The following is a 15,267-nucleotide window of genomic DNA, read 5'->3' as shown; positions in this document are numbered from 1 at the left end:
CCGCCTCAGGCGTAGATCTTCTTCGCGCGTGTCTCGAAGGCATCCGTGAACATACGGAAAGCGCGATCGAACATCGACCCCATCAGGGCGCCGAGGATGCGGCTCTTGAACTCATAGTCGATGAAGAAATCAATGCTGCAGCCGCCGTTTTCCGATGGCGTGAAGCGCCAGCGATTGTCGAGATATTTGAACGGCCCGTCGATATATTTCACGTCGATCGCCCGTTCCGGCTTGTTGAGCAGCACCTGCGTCGTAAAGGTCTCGCGGATCGCCTTGTAGCCGACAGTCATATCGGCAATCAGCAGGATCTTGCCGTCGCGCTCCTTGCGATTGCGGACAATCAGCGCCTCGCAAAGCGGCAGGAATTCCGGATAGCGCTCGACATCGGCGACGAGGTCGAACATCTGTTCAGGCGAGTGTGGGACGGGGCGGTGCGTTTCGAACTGAGGCATGAGCGGCAATTAAGCAGGACGGTTCAGAAGATCAAGAAGCTGACGCATTTCGCCGCGGGATTTTAGCTGCAGAACAGGCACATCGGGGCCGTGTTCGATGAGGCCCGCGAGCACTTTCGGCGCAAATTTCCGCTCCCAATCCCATATGTAACGCAGGAACTCCCAATCGATGCGCTCTGGACAACCCGGCGCCATATCGGGGCGCGACCGTCCCAGCCATCGCAACGCTCTCGATAGAGCCCCCCACATACATAGCCAGCGCGGCATACGCACCCAAAGAACAAGCTCGGTCCGCGGTAATCTCAGATCGAAGCTTGACGGCCCTGTCCCATCAATCAGCCAGCGATCCTCTGCGACTTTCCCCGCAATTAGATTGCGCTCTTCCGCTTTGTCTCTCTTCATCCAGCCAGGCAGCCAGAAAAACTCCCGATCCATTGAGACGTAAGGCAAGTCCAGGCAAACAACGATCTTCTGCGCCAGCGTCGACTTGCCTCCACCGGAACAGCCGATGACGAGAATCCGGTTGGCACTTCTGAGAATAGACACTGCCGTCTCTATATCGACGGCATAAGGGAGCGCCTGCGGCGCGACGATCTGCTCCACGGTCCAGCTCCATAGTCGATTCTAAAGCGCCGAAACCGGTAACAAACGGCGGCGTGTCCCTTAGGCCGCTCCAATGACGAACAGGTGACGGCGCGAACGAAAAACCGCGGCACAATCGCCGCGGTTCGTTCAAAAGGCAAGAGACTTGTATTTTACTCTGCGGCCAGCAGAACCTTCTTCTCGCGGGCAGCCCGCAGCCGGGCGAAATCGTCGCCGGCGTGATGGGAAGAGCGGGTGAGCGGGCTGGAGGCGACCATGAGGAAGCCCTTGGTATAGGCAACCGTCTCGTAGGACTTGAATTCATCCGGCGTGACGAAGCTCATGACCTGATGATGCTTGCGTGTCGGCTGCAGATACTGGCCGATGGTCAGGAAGTCGACATCGGCCGTCCTGAGATCATCCATCAACTGCAGCACTTCATTGCGCTCTTCACCGAGACCGACCATGATGCCGGACTTGGTAAACATGGTCGGATCGAGTTCCTTGACCCGCTGCAGCAGGCGGATCGAGTGGAAATAGCGGGCGCCGGGACGTACGGTCAGATAGTTGCCGGCGACGGTTTCCATATTGTGATTGAAGACGTCCGGCTTGGCGGCGACGACGCGCTCCAATGCGCCCGGCTTCTTCAGGAAGTCCGGCGTCAAGATTTCGATTGTCGTTGTCGGCGAAGCGGCGCGGATCGCCCAGATCACCTTTTCGAAGTGCTCGGCGCCGCCGTCTTCCAGATCGTCGCGATCGACGGAGGTGATGACGACGTGGCTGAGGCCCATTTCCTTGACGGCCTTGGCGACGTTTTCAGGCTCGGCCATATCGAGCGCGTTCGGCTTGCCGGTAGAGACGTTGCAGAAGGCACAAGCGCGGGTACAGATCTCGCCCATGATCATGAAGGTGGCGTGCTTCTTGTCCCAACATTCGCCGATGTTCGGGCAGCCGGCCTCTTCGCAAACCGTGACGAGCTTGTGTTCCTTCACGATCGAGCGGGTCTCGGCATAGCCCTTCGATGTCGGCGCCTTGACACGGATCCAATCCGGCTTGCGCAGGACTTCCGTATCCGGCCGATGCGCCTTTTCCGGATGCCTGACCCGCTTTGCGTCTGGATTGATCGTGTCGAGAATCGTGACCATGAAATGTCTACTTTCCGCCGCTCAGTCGCGGCCCATTCATCGCCGGACGAGTTTGGCGAGAAATATCAGAATGCACGCACCAATGAAACCGGTGACGAAATAGCCGATCCGGCCGCCGGGCACGCCGACATGCAATTGCACCAAAATGGCAGCGGCAACGACCGAGCCGGCAATGCCAAGCACGATGTTGAGGATGATGCCGTAGCGCACCTCCATCAGCTTTCCCGCAAGCCAGCCCGCGAGACCGCCGATGATGACCAGACCCAGCCAGCCGACACTTTCCATCACATCCCCGATCTCAGGCGATTAATCTCGCCAATAGCACCACGATGATCGCACCGACGGTGGCATGGATGATTTCCACCACCAGTGCATTTTCAATGCCGAGCGAAATCCCAAAATAATGGAACAGGAAACCGCCCACGAAAGCACCAATCACGCCGCTCACCAGGCAACTGATGAGCCCGCCTCCACCGACGACCAGGCTCGCGAGAAAGCCCGCGACCAGACCGATAAGAAGAAAGACGACCCAACCTTCCGTAGTGATAGACATATTGATTTCCTTTCCTGTTTTCCACCCTCTGGATAAAGGGCGAGCCAGGAGATTATCAAGCGTTGAGCACGCGTCCGTAAGCGTCCAGCACGGCTTCCTTCATCGTTTCCGAAACGGTCGGATGCGGGAAGATCGTGTGCATCAGTTCCTCTTCCGTCGTCTCCAGGTTCATGGCGACGACGAAGCCCTGGATCAGTTCGGTGACTTCGGCGCCGACCATATGCGCGCCGAGCAGTTCGCCGGTCTTCTTGTCGAAGATGACCTTGCAGAGGCCCTGGTCCTCGCCAAGCGCGATCGCCTTGCCGTTGGCGGTGAACGGGAAGCGGCCGACGCGAATGTCGCGGCCGAGTTCTTTTGCCTTGGCTTCCGTCAGGCCGACAGAGGCGACCTGCGGCTGGCAATAGGTGCAGCCCGGCACCTTGCTCTTGTCGGTCGGATGCACGTTCGGCAGGCCGGCGATCTTCTCGATGCAGACCACGCCCTCATGCTCGGCCTTGTGCGCCAGCATCGGCGGACCGGCGACGTCGCCGATCGCATAGATGCCCGGCACATTGGTCTTGCCGTAGCCGTCGATGACGACGCAACCGCGATCGGTCTTCACGCCGAGCGCTTCCAGGCCAAGATTTTCGATGTTGCCCTGCACGCCGACGGCGGAGATCATGCGGTCAGCCGTGATCTGCTGTACCTTGCCGTCCTCGGTCTCGATGTGCGCGGTGATGCTGTTCGCAGCCTTGTCGACCTTGGTGACTTTCGTCTTGGTGAAGATCTTCAGGCCGCGCTTTTCCAACTGCTTGCGGGCGATGCCGGAGACTTCGGCGTCTTCGACTGGCATGATGGTCGGCATGATTTCGACGACGGTGACATCGACACCCATCGAGCGATAGAAGCTCGCAAATTCGATGCCGATCGCGCCGGAACCCATGACCACCAGCGACTTCGGCAGGAAATCCGGCTTCAGTGCCTCAAAATAGGTCCAGATCAGCTTGCCATCCGGCTCGATGCCGGGCAGCGCGCGCGGGCGGGCGCCCGTGGCGACGATGATGTGCTTGGCGGTATAGGTGCCCTCGCCCTTGACGTTCTTCGGCAGCGGATGCTGCGGCTCGACAACCGGCTTGGTCGACTTGCCGACGACGATTTCGCCGGGCTTGGTGATTTTGGCTTCGCCCCAGATCACATCGACCTTGTTCTTCTTCATCAGGAAGCCAACACCCGTGTTGAGGCGGGCGGAAACACCGCGCGAACGGGCGACGACCGCCTTGACATCCGGCGTTACCTTGCCTTCGAGGACAAGACCGTAGTCCTTCAGATGATTGGAATGATCGAGGATTTCGGCCGAACGCAGCAGCGCCTTGGTCGGAATGCAGCCCCAGTTCAGGCAGATGCCGCCCAGGTGCTCGCGTTCGACGATCGCCGTCTTCAGGCCAAGCTGGCCGGCGCGCACGGCGGCGACATAGCCGCCAGGGCCAGAGCCGATGATGATGACGTCGTAATTCTCAGCCATATGTTTCCTGCCTTTGGTTGGCGGCCGATCGAAGCGCAGCCTGCCTTAATTTTCCCGAAGCACGATGCCGAACCGAAGCGGCGAGCAAGATCGTGCTCAATCAAATAGTTAAAGTCCAAGCATCATTCGCACGATCGGCTCGAGGCCACGACCGAGCGCCCGGGTGTTTTCCGCATCGAGATGCACCCCGTCGAGCGGCGTCGTCACGGCAACCGTGCCTGCATCGAAAAAACCGCAGCCAAGCTCGTCGGCCAGATCGCGGTAGAGCGTCGCAAGCTTCGCCGACTCCTTGATCGCGCCGAGGTAATGAGCGGCGAAAGCCGGATTGGCGGTCTCGGTGATGACGGGAGGCGCGACGATCAGAATGTCGGGGACATCATATTCGAACGCCCATGTATGATTGCGTATGAGCTGAATCAACCGGCTGATGCCCTGCAAGGCAGCAAAGGCCGAACCGGCGATCACCGGCTTCATGTCGTTGGTGCCCAGCATGATGATGACGAGATCGAGCGGCGCATGCGTCTGCAGGATCGTCGGCAATACCTTCGCGCCGTTACGGTCGCAATCGGCGAGATGGTCATCGAAAGCCGTGGTGCGGCCGTTCAGCCCTTCCGGAATCATCCGGACCTGATCGCCGAGCGCCTTTTGCAGCACGCTCGGCCACCGATCTTCGAAAGCATGACGACCGATCGTTTCGGCGCTATAGCCCCATGTCAGCGAGTCGCCATAACACAGAACGGTCTTGGTCATGCATGCCTCCGTTTGACGACAAGGCTCAGACGAGCATCCCCATCGGATTTTCGATGTAGCCCTTGAAGGCCGCCAGCAGTTCCGCACCAAGCGCACCGTCGACGGCGCGATGGTCGGTCGACAGCGTGACGGTCATCATGGTGGCGATGGCCATCTCGCCCTTCTTGACGATCACACGCTGCTCGCCCGCGCCAACGGCCAAGATGGTCGCATGCGGCGGGTTGACGACGGCGGCGAAGTTCTTGACGCCCATCATGCCCATGTTGGACACGGCCGTCGTACCGCCCTGATACTCCTCGGGCTTCAGCTTGCGTTCCTTGGCGCGCTTGCCGTAGTCCTTCATCTCGTTGGAGATGGCCGAGAGGGTCTTCAGTTCGGCGCTGCGGATGATCGGCGTGATCAGGCCGCCCGGAATGGAAACGGCAACGCCGACATCGGCATGCTTGTGCTTGACCATGCTGCTGTCGGTCCACGACACATTGGCATCCGGAACGTCGCGCAGCGCCAGCGCCAGGGCCTTGATGACCATGTCGTTGACCGAGAGCTTGTAGGCCGGCGCACCGTCCTTCGACTTCGGTGCCGAATCGTTGAGCTGCGTGCGCAGCGCCAGCAGCGCGTCGAGTTCGCAATCGACCGAGACGTAGAAGTGCGGGATCGTCTGCTTGGATTCCTGCAGGCGCTTGGCGATCGTCTTGCGCATGCCGTCATGCGGCACGAGCTCGTAGGAACCGGGCTCGAACAGCTTGAGGACGGCATCGTCCGACATGCCCTTCGGCGCGGCTGCGGCCGGAGCCTGTGCAGCAGCGGCCGGCTGGGCGGCGGGAGCAGCCGCCGGAGCGGCTTTGCCAACACCGCCGGAGACGGCGGCTTCGATGTCCTTCTTGACCACACGGCCATGCGGGCCGGAGCCGACGAGCGCAGTCAGATCGATGCCGGATTCCTTAGCAAGACGCCGAGCGAGCGGCGATGCGAAGGTGCGATGACCATCCGTCGAGAGAGCCGCAGGCGCGGCCGGCGCCGGCTGAGCGGCCGGTGCGGACTGGGCTGGAGCCGTGTCTGCCTTCGGCGCAGGTGCAGGTGCCGCAGCAGCCGGAGCAGCGGCGCCCGAGGCAGCGGCAGAGACATCCTCGCCTTCGCCAGCCAGAACCGCGATCAGCGCATTGACCTTGACGCCTTCGGTGCCGGCGGGAACGACGATCTTGGCAACGGTGCCTTCATCGACGGCCTCGACTTCCATCGTCGCCTTATCGGTCTCGATCTCGGCGATGACGTCACCGGACTTGATCTTATCGCCTTCCTTGACCAGCCATTTGGCGAGGTTGCCCTCTTCCATGGTCGGCGAGAGGGCAGGCATGGTGATGTTGATAGGCATCGAAGAGCCCTCCCCTTATTTGTAGCAAACGGCTTTCACCGCATCGACCACTTCACCGACATTCGGAAGCGCCAGCTTCTCGAGATTGGCGGCGTAGGGCATGGGCACATCCTTGCCAGCGATCGTCAGGATCGGCGCATCGAGATAGTCGAAGGCCTGCTGCATGACGCGGGTTGCGATTTCCGTGCCGACGGAGGACTGCGGATAGCCTTCCTCGACGGTCACCAGGCGACCGGTCTTCTTGACCGATTCGATGACGGTCGGCAGGTCCATCGGGCGGATGGTACGAAGGTCGATTAGCTCGACATCGATGCCCTGGGCTTCGAGCTCGGCAACCGCCTTGGTGGCATAGGTCATGCCGATGCCGAAGGAGACGACCGTTGCGTCCTTGCCGGAGCGATGGATGCGGGCCTTGCCGATCGGCACAACGAAATTGTCGAGCTTCGGCACATCGAAGTGCTGACCGTAGAGAATTTCGTTTTCAAGGAAGATGACCGGGTTCGGATCGCGGATCGCGGCCTTCAGCAGGCCCTTGGCGTCGGCTGCCGTATAGGGCATGACGACCTTGAGGCCCGGAATTTGGCTGTACCAGGCCGCATAGTCCTGGCTGTGCTGAGCGGCGACGCGGGCTGCCGCGCCGTTCGGGCCGCGGAAGACGATCGGAGCGCCCATCTGGCCGCCGGACATGTAGAGCGTCTTGGCAGCGGAATTGATGATGTGGTCAATCGCCTGCATGGCGAAGTTGAAGGTCATGAACTCGACGATCGGGCGAAGGCCGGCCATGGCAGCACCGACGCCGACACCGGCAAAGCCGTGCTCGGTGATCGGGGTATCGACAACGCGGCGGGGGCCGAATTCCTGCAGCAGGCCCTGGGTAACCTTGTAGGCGCCCTGGTATTCGGCAACTTCTTCGCCCATGACGAAGACGTCCGGATCGGCGCGCATTTCTTCGGCCATGGCATCGCGCAGCGCTTCACGCACTGTCATCGACACCATTTCCGTGCCGGCCGGAATTTCCGGATCGGCAGGGGCGGCTTTCGGCTGTGCCGGAACGGGCGCCGGGGCAGCGGCGGCGGGCGCTTCGGTCTTGACCGGTTCGGCGGCCGGAGCGGCCTTCGCCGTCGAGATGTCCGAAGCGGATTCGCCGTCCTGCAACAGGATCGCGATCTTGGTGTTGACCTTGACGCCTTCGGTGCCGGCTTCGATCAGCAGCTTGCCGATCGTGCCTTCGTCGACGGCTTCCACTTCCATCGTGGCCTTGTCGGTCTCGATTTCGGCAATGACGTCGCCGGAGGTGACCTTGTCACCTTCCTGCTTGAGCCACTTGGAAAGGGTGCCCTCTTCCATCGTCGGAGAGAGGGCAGGCATGAGAATATCGATGGGCATGGATCGTCCCTCCCCGATTTAGAGCAGAATGTCGGTGTAGAGCTCGGAAGCATCCGGCTCCGGATCGTTCTGGGCGAAATCGGCACTGTCGGCGACGATATCGCGGACATCCTTGTCGATCGCCTTCAGATCGTCTTCCGACGCCCAGCCCTTTTCCAGAAGGCGGGCGCGAACCTGCTCGATCGGGTCATGCTCGGAGCGCATCTTCTGCACTTCGTCCTTGGACCGATACTTGGCCGGGTCCGACATGGAATGGCCGCGGTAGCGATAGGTCAGCATTTCCAGAATGATCGGGCCCTTGCCGGACCGGCAATATTCGACAGCTTCGTCGGCAGCGGCCTTGACGGCGCGGACATCCATGCCGTCGACCTGAATGCCGGGAATGCCGAAGGAGGAGCCGCGCTTGGAGAAGTCCGCCTGCGCGGTGGCGCGCGCCGTCGACGTGCCCATGGCGTAACGGTTGTTCTCGATCACGTAGATCACCGGCAGCTTCCAGAGCTGCGCCATGTTGAAGCTTTCGGAGACCTGGCCCTGGTTGGCGGCGCCATCGCCGAAATAGGCGACGCTGACATTGTCATTGCCGCGGTACCAGTTGGCGAAGCCGAGGCCCGTGCCGAGCGCGACCTGCGCGCCGACGATGCCGTGGCCGCCGTAGAAGTTCTTTTCCTTGGAGAACATGTGCATGGAGCCACCCTTCCCTCGGGAATAGCCGCCCCGGCGTCCGGTAAGCTCGGCCATAACGCCGCGGGCGCTCATGCCGGTTGCCAGCATGTGACCGTGGTCGCGGTAGCCGGTGATGACCTGATCGCCTTCCTTCAGCGCCAGTTGCATGCCGACGACGACAGCTTCCTGGCCAATGTAAAGGTGACAGAAACCGCCGATGAAGCCCATGCCGTAGAGCTGGCCGGCCTTCTCTTCGAAGCGGCGGATCAGGAGCATCTCACGATAGGCCTTGAGCTCCTCATCGCGGTCGAAATCCGCGATCGCACCACCATTGGTGTCTTTGACAGGCTTGGATGTTGTCTTACGGCTGGAAACGGACGCGGTTTTTCGCGGCGCCATTCAACCCTCCCTATGTGAGTAGCCTCGTTTTGTAGTGCCGCGTAACATAGGGAAGATTGCTCGCCACAGCAATGCTATAATTGCATGGCTCATATTCTTTGCAAGCGATTGATATGCTTACAAAAAAGGCAATTAATCGAAATTCGGTTAATTGCGGCTATTTGTTGAAAATAACGATCTCGTCGGCTTTGGAATAGGTCAGTTGATAGCGCGCATATTGGTCGAGCATATCCTTGTCCAGCGAGCCATCGCTGAGCAAAGCTACTTCCTTTTCAAGGTGTTCGCGCCTGGCGACGAGATCGGCAAGCTCCTTGCCGCGGTCGATGCGCTGCTTCTCGAAAACCTCGGTTGCCTTCAGACCGTAGTCGCCGTGAACGCAGTGGTAGCCGAAATAGCTCACGAAGGCGACCGTGATAGCGGGGAGAACGAAACGGCCGAACTTTCTCTTCTTATGATATTTTGTCCACATACTCGCTTGCTCAAAAGGCTCTACCGAGAATGATCCCGACCTCAGGTCCGCACAACGGGTTTCCGGATAAGATCATGCTAAATCAAACATCTACGACAACACTAGCCGCCAGAGATTAACCATCCGTTGACTCTGCCATTTTTCCAACAAAAAACCGCGCCCTAAGGCGCGGTTCAAGAGCTGGAAATTATTGGCTTATAAGGCGACTCGGATTGTTACCCGACGCAGAATAGGCCTTTGCGAAAATCCCTCGGATTTTCAGGGGTATGCATTATCAGCCGCGAAGGATGGAACGGCCGGCATATTGTGCCTGCGGGCCGAGCGCTTCTTCGATGCGGATGAGCTGGTTGTACTTGGCAAGACGATCCGAACGCGACAGCGAGCCGGTCTTGATCTGACCGCAGTTGGTGGCAACAGCGAGATCGGCAATGGTCGAATCTTCGGTTTCGCCGGAACGGTGCGACATGACGGCCGTGTAGTTGGCCTTGTGCGCGGTTTCGACGGCGTCGAGGGTCTCGGTCAGCGAGCCAATCTGGTTGACCTTGACGAGGATCGAGTTGGCGACACCCATGCGGATACCATCGCGCAGACGAGCCGAGTTGGTGACGAACAGGTCGTCGCCGACGAGCTGCGTCTTCTTGCCGGTCAGTTCGGTCAGGATCTTCCAGCCTTCCCAATCGTCTTCGGCCATGCCGTCTTCGATCGAGATGATCGGATATTTGGCGGCGAGTTCGGCGAGGTACTCGGCCATGGCGCCGGATTCCAGCGTGCGGCCTTCACCTTCCAGAACGTACTTGCCGTCCTTGAAGAATTCCGTCGAAGCGCAGTCGAGGCCGAGAGCGATTTCTTCGCCGGGCTTGTAGCCGGCCTTTTCGATGGACTTCATGATGAAGTCGAGGGCAGCCGGCGCGCTGGAAAGGCCGGGCGCGAAACCGCCTTCGTCGCCGACATTGGTGTTGTGGCCCTGCGATGCCAGTTCCTTCTTGAGGACGTGGAAGATTTCCGAGCCCATGCGGACGGCGTCGCGAAGGGTATCTGCGCCGACCGGCAGGATCATGAATTCCTGGAAGTCGATCGGGTTATCGGCATGAGCGCCGCCGTTGATGATGTTCATCATCGGAACCGGCAGCAGACGGGCGTGAGCGCCGCCGACGTAACGGTAGAGCGGCAGGTTGGCGCTCTGGGCGGCAGCCTTGGCGGTTGCGAGCGATACGCCGAGGATGGCGTTGGCACCGAGGCGCGACTTATTCGGCGTGCCGTCGAGCTCGATCATGATGTTGTCGATCTGGATCTGGTTTTCCGCGTCAATGCCGCCGATCGCGTCGAAGATCTCGGTGTTGACGGCTTCGACGGCCTTCTCGACACCCTTGCCATGATAACGCTTGCCTCCGTCGCGAACTTCGACGGCTTCATGCGCGCCGGTCGAAGCGCCCGACGGAACCGCAGCGCGGCCCATGCTGCCGTCTTCCAGGTACACATCGACTTCGACGGTGGGATTGCCACGGCTGTCGAGAATCTCGCGGGCGATAATGTCGGTGATTGCGGTCATGATAGCTTCCTGCTCGCTGGGTTATAAATCGATTGAAATCTGTCTAAGTCGAAGATGCGGAAATTACAATGCCGCCCCGCATCCTCGATTGAAGCGCCTACAGGCCGCATAGCGCAAGTTCATGTCAGCCTGTTGAACGCCTCCCATTTTTCAGGCCTTGGCGATCGCGTCGAAGGCAAGCAGCTTTTCCAGAAGCCGCGGCATGTCCTTCAGATACACCATGTTCGGACCGTCCGAAGGGGCATTGTCCGGATCCTCATGCGTCTCGACGAAGAGGCCGGCGACGCCGACAGCGACCGCTGCGCGCGCCAGGGTTTCGACGAATCGGCGGTCGCCGCCCGTCGAACCACCCTGTCCGCCCGGCTGCTGCACCGAATGCGTCGCATCGAAAATCACCGGCGCGCCCATCGCCGCCATGATCGGCAGCGAGCGCATGTCGGAAACGAGCGTATTGTAACCGAAAGACGCGCCGCGCTCGCACAGAAGCACATTGGGATTGCCGCTCTCATTCAGCTTGGCGAGCACGTTCTTCATGTCCCAGGGCGCGAGGAACTGACCCTTCTTGACGTTGACGACGCGGCCGGTCTTGGCGGCTGCGACGAGAAGATCGGTCTGGCGCGACAGAAAGGCCGGGATTTGCAGAATATCGACCGTCTTGGCGACAATGGCGCACTGTTCTTCCGTATGGATGTCGGTCAAGACTGGAAAGCCATATTCCTTCTTGAGATCGGCAAAGACCTCCAATGCCTTTTCCAGCCCGATGCCGCGCTTGCCAGAGAGCGACGTGCGGTTCGCCTTGTCGAAGGACGACTTGTAGACAAGACCGATACCGAGCTTATCGCAGAGTTCCTTCAACACGCCGGCGATCATGAAGGCATGATCGCGGCTTTCCATCTGGCAGGGGCCGGCGATCAGCGACAGCTTGGCGCTATTGGAAAACAGAACCTTGGATGCGCCCTCGCCGACGATCACTTCGGAATTGGTGCTCATGCTATCTCCTCGAAGGCGAACAACGCGCCCTGTCCGGGGGCGGGCTTTGCCAAAATACGATTGTTCTTACGCGTATATGTGACGCCGTTAGCAGCCAAATGCGACGATGTCACGGAAAGATCGCGCGTCTTGAAAAGGATTGCCCGTGCGCGAAGGCCGGGATCGTCCCCCGACAAGGATAGATCGTAGAAGGCTTCCATGCCTTCTGGGGTCAGAACCTCGATCCCGGTATTGGCCGCGTGGATCGTCAGGCCGAAGGAATGATCCGATATCTTTGGCCTATCGACGACCTGCTCGAAAAAGCCACGGTACGCAGCCGGCTTCGGCGCCGAGACGGCAACCCTTGCTATGCCGGTCACGCCATTGGCATGCCGCTCCAGGGCGCCGCGATCGGCCGGCAATGGATTGATGCGCTGGCAGCAGAAGGTGAAGAAATCCGGCGAACGCAAATCGGCTGCGAAAGCAAGACGGAAACCTGCCGTCACCTCCGAGCCATCCGGCATACGCATCGGCCGGGCAAAATCCAGCATGTTTCCGGCTGATATGGTGTTGACCCGGAATCGTTCGTCATCGGCGACCGCATCGTCCGTGCCGAAAACGACGGCCGAAAACCCCTCATCGCCGATGCGAAAACGGTAGGCTTGGTCGCGGGCGACGAAAACATTGCCCTCCCCCACGCTCGCCTCGCACTGCTCCTGCGATGCAACACCCAAGGGCTCCAGATAGGTCCTGTCAGCAAAGAAAACGCAGGCATTCTCCGTGCCGAAGGGATGTCGGGCATCGGACGCTACGGTGAAACCAAGCTTGCCCAGCCGCTCCCGCGCCAAGGCGATATTGACCGTCGGCAGAACGAGATGATCCAGCGGATGCGGCGATGAGGTCATGGTCTCCCCCTTCATTCGTCGGCAGGTTTGCGCCCATCTGCCGCTCAATTCAAGATCAAAGCGTCGGAGCAGACGACAGAAGAGCGCTCCCGCAAAAATCCGCACGCGAACTAGCCGAATTATATATGTGCTGGCACCAAACTCTCCCTTGTGAGAGGGCAATAATTCGAGCAATATCCGCATCATACTGCAATAAATGATCTGTAGCGCGGCAACAGGTAAGTGATACGGGTGAGGATAGCGCCGAAAGGTCCGTTTCCCGGCAGCAAGACGAAGACGCGCATTCTTCAGTTCGGATTGTCCAACGGCAACGCAATTCACCATCCGATCTCGGAAAGGCAGAAGAGCGGCCTGTCGTTACTTCTATCTTTGCAGCAGTACTCAATCTGATTGTCGGGTGCTTGGGGGAGACATGCGCTTGATGCTCGTCGAGGGGGCGCCCATACGCCCGGTCTTACATTTGACGGCTTCTCTTTGTCTGGCCTTGGTGGGGCACGTCCGAAGGTTCACGAATTCTGTCGCCCGCTTGATTTCCCTTATGCCCAGCGGCTTGGTCGCCGTTGCACTTATCCTTGTTTTCACGGCTATTGCGCCGCAACTGTGCCACGCGCAGACCCCCGAAACGGCCCCCACAGCACCGCCTGCAAAGCTATCGGAATTGCTGCGTCTGATGAATGATCCGGAGCTGCGCCAATGGCTGGAAAAGCGGCAAGCAGCCGAGCAACAGCCGGCACCTTCGGCGACGGCGACGCTGGTCGAAACCGGAGAGGCCCGCGCTCGCGCCCGATATAAGGCGCTGCGGTCGGCGATTCCCAATGTACCGGGGCAGCTCGCCGCTGCAGCGAGTAGGGTGCGTGAGCAGGCAAGGAACAACGGCTTTGCGCCTGCCGTCGTCATGTTCGCCGCATTGGTCTGCGTCGGTCTCGCTGCGGAATGGTTTTTCAAGAAAACCGTCCTGAAAGCCCAGTTTCCAAATCCTCTTGTCGCACATACGATCGGAGAATTAGGACCGTGGATCACTTTCACCCTCGTCAGCTCCGCCATTTTCCTAGCCATAGACTGGCCGCCGCTACTGCATGTGGTGATCCTGTTTTATCTGACGGCATTCATTGCCGCTCGCCTCGCATTTGCCGTCTGCAGACTATCGATGGACGCGGGCTCTCTGTCGGCCTTCGGCTATCGCAGGGCTTGTCTCTTCATTGCCGTTTTGGCGATAGCCGGCGCCACGACGTCGCTGACCAGACCGCTCTCCATCGACGGAGATGTCGGCACCGTCGTCTCCCACGGGTTCTCCATTCTCCTATTGCTGATCACGCTCGAAGCCGTGTGGCGGCGACCGGCCAAGGAAACCGCTGCCCGACAGTTAACGCTTATGAACATCCTTTATTCACTCTACGTTGCCTGCCTCTGGCTTCTTTGGGTGGCCAACTTCGTCGGCCTTTTCTGGCTTGGCATCTATGTCGTTGTTCTTCCGGGGCTATTGACTGCCGTCGGACGGACGGCCGAAGCATTCGCAAAGGGACGCTGGCCTAGTGACAACAAGAACAGTGCGCGCATGGTGCTGGCCGTCCGCGGTGCGCGCGCGCTCGTCATCGTAGCCGCGGTCGCCTGGATTACCGTCGTCTGGCACTATGATCCCAACATCCTCGCACGAGAAAATCCGGCGATCGACGCCGCTGTTCGCGGTGCGCTGAAGAGCGTCGTCGTTCTGATTTTGGCCGATCTCTGCTGGCAATTGTCGAGGGCATTCATTGACGAGAAATTGAGCGCCGCCGACAGCAGTGCCTCCTCGCCATCGGCGGAAGCCGCGCGCGCGGGCCGCCTTCGCACCCTGTTGCCGATCTTCCGCAACGCGCTGGCAGCCATCGTTATCGCAGCCGCCGTCCTCACCGTGCTGTCCGAAATGGGCGTGCAGATCGGGCCGTTGATTGCGGGGGCCGGCATATTCGGCGTGGCGATCGGCTTCGGCTCGCAAACGCTCGTCAAGGATATCGTCAGCGGCATTTTCTACCTGATGGACGATGCCTTCCGCGTCGGCGAATACGTTCAAAGCGGCAGCTACAAGGGAACCGTGGAATCTTTCAGCCTGCGTTCCGTCAGGCTTCGACATCATCATGGTCCGGTGTTCACAGTTCCCTTCGGCGAACTCGGCGCCGTTCAGAACATGAGCCGCGACTGGGCGATCGATAAATTCCTGCTACGGGTTCCGTTCAATACCGACGTCACCAAGGCGAAAAGGATCGTCAAGCAAATCGGAGAGCAGTTGAAAGAAGATCCGGAAATCGGACCGCAGATTCTTGAAACCCTGAAAATGAAGGGGGTGGAGCAAATTGGCGACTTCGGTATCGAACTGAGTTTTGCCTTTACCGCCCTCCCCGGTCGGCAAACCTACATACGGCGCCAGGCCTATACCATGATCCGCGACGCATTCATGGAAAACGGCATCGACTTCGCTCAGCCGACAGTGCAGGTGGGTGGCGAGGAAAAATCCGATGCCGCGATCGCAGCCATGACACTGCAGAGAAAGAAGATCGCTGAGCAAATGACGCAATCGGCAGCGCCGCCGACCTGA

The 15,267-nt window shown here is 59.8% G+C and carries 15 protein-coding genes; 1 reads left to right on the top strand and 14 read right to left on the bottom strand.

Going from position 1 to position 15,267, the window contains the following annotated elements:
• Positions 1–5 precede the first annotated feature (5 nt).
• From PH547_RS01030 to PH547_RS00965, 14 genes are all read right to left on the bottom strand, one after another.
• A complete protein-coding gene (locus PH547_RS01030) occupies positions 6–452 on the bottom strand; it encodes a type II toxin-antitoxin system RatA family toxin (protein WP_104825088.1) in 447 nt (148 codons plus the stop codon).
• A 9-nt stretch (positions 453–461) separates the two neighbouring features.
• Positions 462–1,055, bottom strand: coding sequence for a P-loop NTPase family protein (locus PH547_RS01025; protein WP_445944988.1), 594 nt, complete (start codon positions 1,053–1,055; stop codon positions 462–464).
• 152 nt (positions 1,056–1,207) lie between these two features.
• The gene (gene lipA / locus PH547_RS01020; RefSeq protein ID WP_104823004.1) at positions 1,208–2,179 is read right to left on the bottom strand and encodes a lipoyl synthase; all 972 of its coding nucleotides are present in this window, start codon (positions 2,177–2,179) and stop codon (positions 1,208–1,210) included.
• A gap of 36 nt (positions 2,180–2,215) precedes the next feature.
• Positions 2,216–2,464 (bottom strand): GlsB/YeaQ/YmgE family stress response membrane protein, encoded by a 249-nt coding sequence (locus PH547_RS01015; protein ID WP_104823003.1) that lies wholly within the window; start codon positions 2,462–2,464, stop codon positions 2,216–2,218.
• 13 nt (positions 2,465–2,477) lie between these two features.
• Positions 2,478–2,732, bottom strand: coding sequence for a GlsB/YeaQ/YmgE family stress response membrane protein (locus PH547_RS01010; protein ID WP_104823002.1), 255 nt, complete (start codon positions 2,730–2,732; stop codon positions 2,478–2,480).
• A 55-nt stretch (positions 2,733–2,787) separates the two neighbouring features.
• On the bottom strand, positions 2,788–4,233 hold the full coding sequence (lpdA, locus tag PH547_RS01005) for a dihydrolipoyl dehydrogenase (RefSeq protein WP_260303856.1): 1,446 nt from the start codon (positions 4,231–4,233) through the stop codon (positions 2,788–2,790).
• A 108-nt stretch (positions 4,234–4,341) separates the two neighbouring features.
• Complete coding sequence (locus PH547_RS01000; protein WP_104823000.1) at positions 4,342–4,983, bottom strand: SGNH/GDSL hydrolase family protein; 642 nt, start codon at positions 4,981–4,983, stop codon at positions 4,342–4,344.
• A 25-nt stretch (positions 4,984–5,008) separates the two neighbouring features.
• Positions 5,009–6,355 carry a pyruvate dehydrogenase complex dihydrolipoamide acetyltransferase gene (locus PH547_RS00995; RefSeq protein WP_104822999.1) on the bottom strand — a complete coding sequence of 449 codons (1,347 nt, stop codon included), beginning with the start codon at positions 6,353–6,355 and terminating at the stop codon, positions 5,009–5,011.
• Positions 6,356–6,370: 15 nt separating this feature from the next.
• Positions 6,371–7,741, bottom strand: a complete 1,371-nt coding sequence (locus tag PH547_RS00990; protein WP_104822998.1) for a pyruvate dehydrogenase complex E1 component subunit beta — start codon at positions 7,739–7,741, stop codon at positions 6,371–6,373.
• A gap of 18 nt (positions 7,742–7,759) precedes the next feature.
• Complete coding sequence (gene pdhA, locus PH547_RS00985) at positions 7,760–8,803, bottom strand: pyruvate dehydrogenase (acetyl-transferring) E1 component subunit alpha (protein ID WP_104822997.1); 1,044 nt, start codon at positions 8,801–8,803, stop codon at positions 7,760–7,762.
• Positions 8,804–8,960: 157 nt separating this feature from the next.
• A complete protein-coding gene (locus tag PH547_RS00980) occupies positions 8,961–9,272 on the bottom strand; it encodes an FtsB family cell division protein (protein WP_104822996.1) in 312 nt (103 codons plus the stop codon).
• 274 nt (positions 9,273–9,546) lie between these two features.
• Entirely contained in the window at positions 9,547–10,821 is a 1,275-nt protein-coding gene (gene eno, locus PH547_RS00975; protein ID WP_104822995.1) for a phosphopyruvate hydratase, read from the bottom strand.
• Positions 10,822–10,971: 150 nt separating this feature from the next.
• Positions 10,972–11,811, bottom strand: coding sequence for a 3-deoxy-8-phosphooctulonate synthase (gene kdsA / locus PH547_RS00970; RefSeq protein ID WP_285167270.1), 840 nt, complete (start codon positions 11,809–11,811; stop codon positions 10,972–10,974).
• Positions 11,808–12,695 carry a VOC family protein gene (locus PH547_RS00965; protein ID WP_285167268.1) on the bottom strand — a complete coding sequence of 296 codons (888 nt, stop codon included), beginning with the start codon at positions 12,693–12,695 and terminating at the stop codon, positions 11,808–11,810. Before PH547_RS00965 ends, kdsA begins: the two co-directional genes overlap by 4 nt.
• A 538-nt stretch (positions 12,696–13,233) precedes the next feature.
• Here PH547_RS00965 and PH547_RS00960 point away from each other — a divergent pair.
• Complete coding sequence (locus PH547_RS00960; RefSeq protein WP_285167266.1) at positions 13,234–15,267, top strand: mechanosensitive ion channel family protein; 2,034 nt, start codon at positions 13,234–13,236, stop codon at positions 15,265–15,267.

Source organism: Rhizobium cerradonense, from assembly GCF_030182455.1.
Taxonomy (GTDB): Bacteria; Pseudomonadota; Alphaproteobacteria; order Rhizobiales; family Rhizobiaceae; genus Rhizobium.
This window is presented reverse-complemented; position numbering and strand designations above follow the sequence as displayed.

What these genes read in the sequence shown, in the direction of transcription:
- PH547_RS01030 (WP_104825088.1), bottom strand. Translation starts at nt 452, where the DNA reads ATGCCTCAGTTCGAAACGCACCGCCCCGTCCCACACTCGCCTGAACAG.
- lipA (WP_104823004.1), bottom strand. Translation starts at nt 2,179, where the DNA reads ATGGTCACGATTCTCGACACGATCAATCCAGACGCAAAGCGGGTCAGG.
- PH547_RS01015 (WP_104823003.1), bottom strand. Translation starts at nt 2,464, where the DNA reads ATGGAAAGTGTCGGCTGGCTGGGTCTGGTCATCATCGGCGGTCTCGCG.
- PH547_RS01010 (WP_104823002.1), bottom strand. Translation starts at nt 2,732, where the DNA reads ATGTCTATCACTACGGAAGGTTGGGTCGTCTTTCTTCTTATCGGTCTG.
- lpdA (WP_260303856.1), bottom strand. Translation starts at nt 4,233, where the DNA reads ATGGCTGAGAATTACGACGTCATCATCATCGGCTCTGGCCCTGGCGGC.
- PH547_RS01000 (WP_104823000.1), bottom strand. Translation starts at nt 4,983, where the DNA reads ATGACCAAGACCGTTCTGTGTTATGGCGACTCGCTGACATGGGGCTAT.
- PH547_RS00995 (WP_104822999.1), bottom strand. Translation starts at nt 6,355, where the DNA reads ATGCCTATCAACATCACCATGCCTGCCCTCTCGCCGACCATGGAAGAG.
- PH547_RS00990 (WP_104822998.1), bottom strand. Translation starts at nt 7,741, where the DNA reads ATGCCCATCGATATTCTCATGCCTGCCCTCTCTCCGACGATGGAAGAG.
- pdhA (WP_104822997.1), bottom strand. Translation starts at nt 8,803, where the DNA reads ATGGCGCCGCGAAAAACCGCGTCCGTTTCCAGCCGTAAGACAACATCC.
- PH547_RS00980 (WP_104822996.1), bottom strand. Translation starts at nt 9,272, where the DNA reads ATGTGGACAAAATATCATAAGAAGAGAAAGTTCGGCCGTTTCGTTCTC.
- eno (WP_104822995.1), bottom strand. Translation starts at nt 10,821, where the DNA reads ATGACCGCAATCACCGACATTATCGCCCGCGAGATTCTCGACAGCCGT.
- kdsA (WP_285167270.1), bottom strand. Translation starts at nt 11,811, where the DNA reads ATGAGCACCAATTCCGAAGTGATCGTCGGCGAGGGCGCATCCAAGGTT.
- PH547_RS00965 (WP_285167268.1), bottom strand. Translation starts at nt 12,695, where the DNA reads ATGACCTCATCGCCGCATCCGCTGGATCATCTCGTTCTGCCGACGGTC.
- PH547_RS00960 (WP_285167266.1), top strand. Translation starts at nt 13,234, where the DNA reads ATGCCCAGCGGCTTGGTCGCCGTTGCACTTATCCTTGTTTTCACGGCT.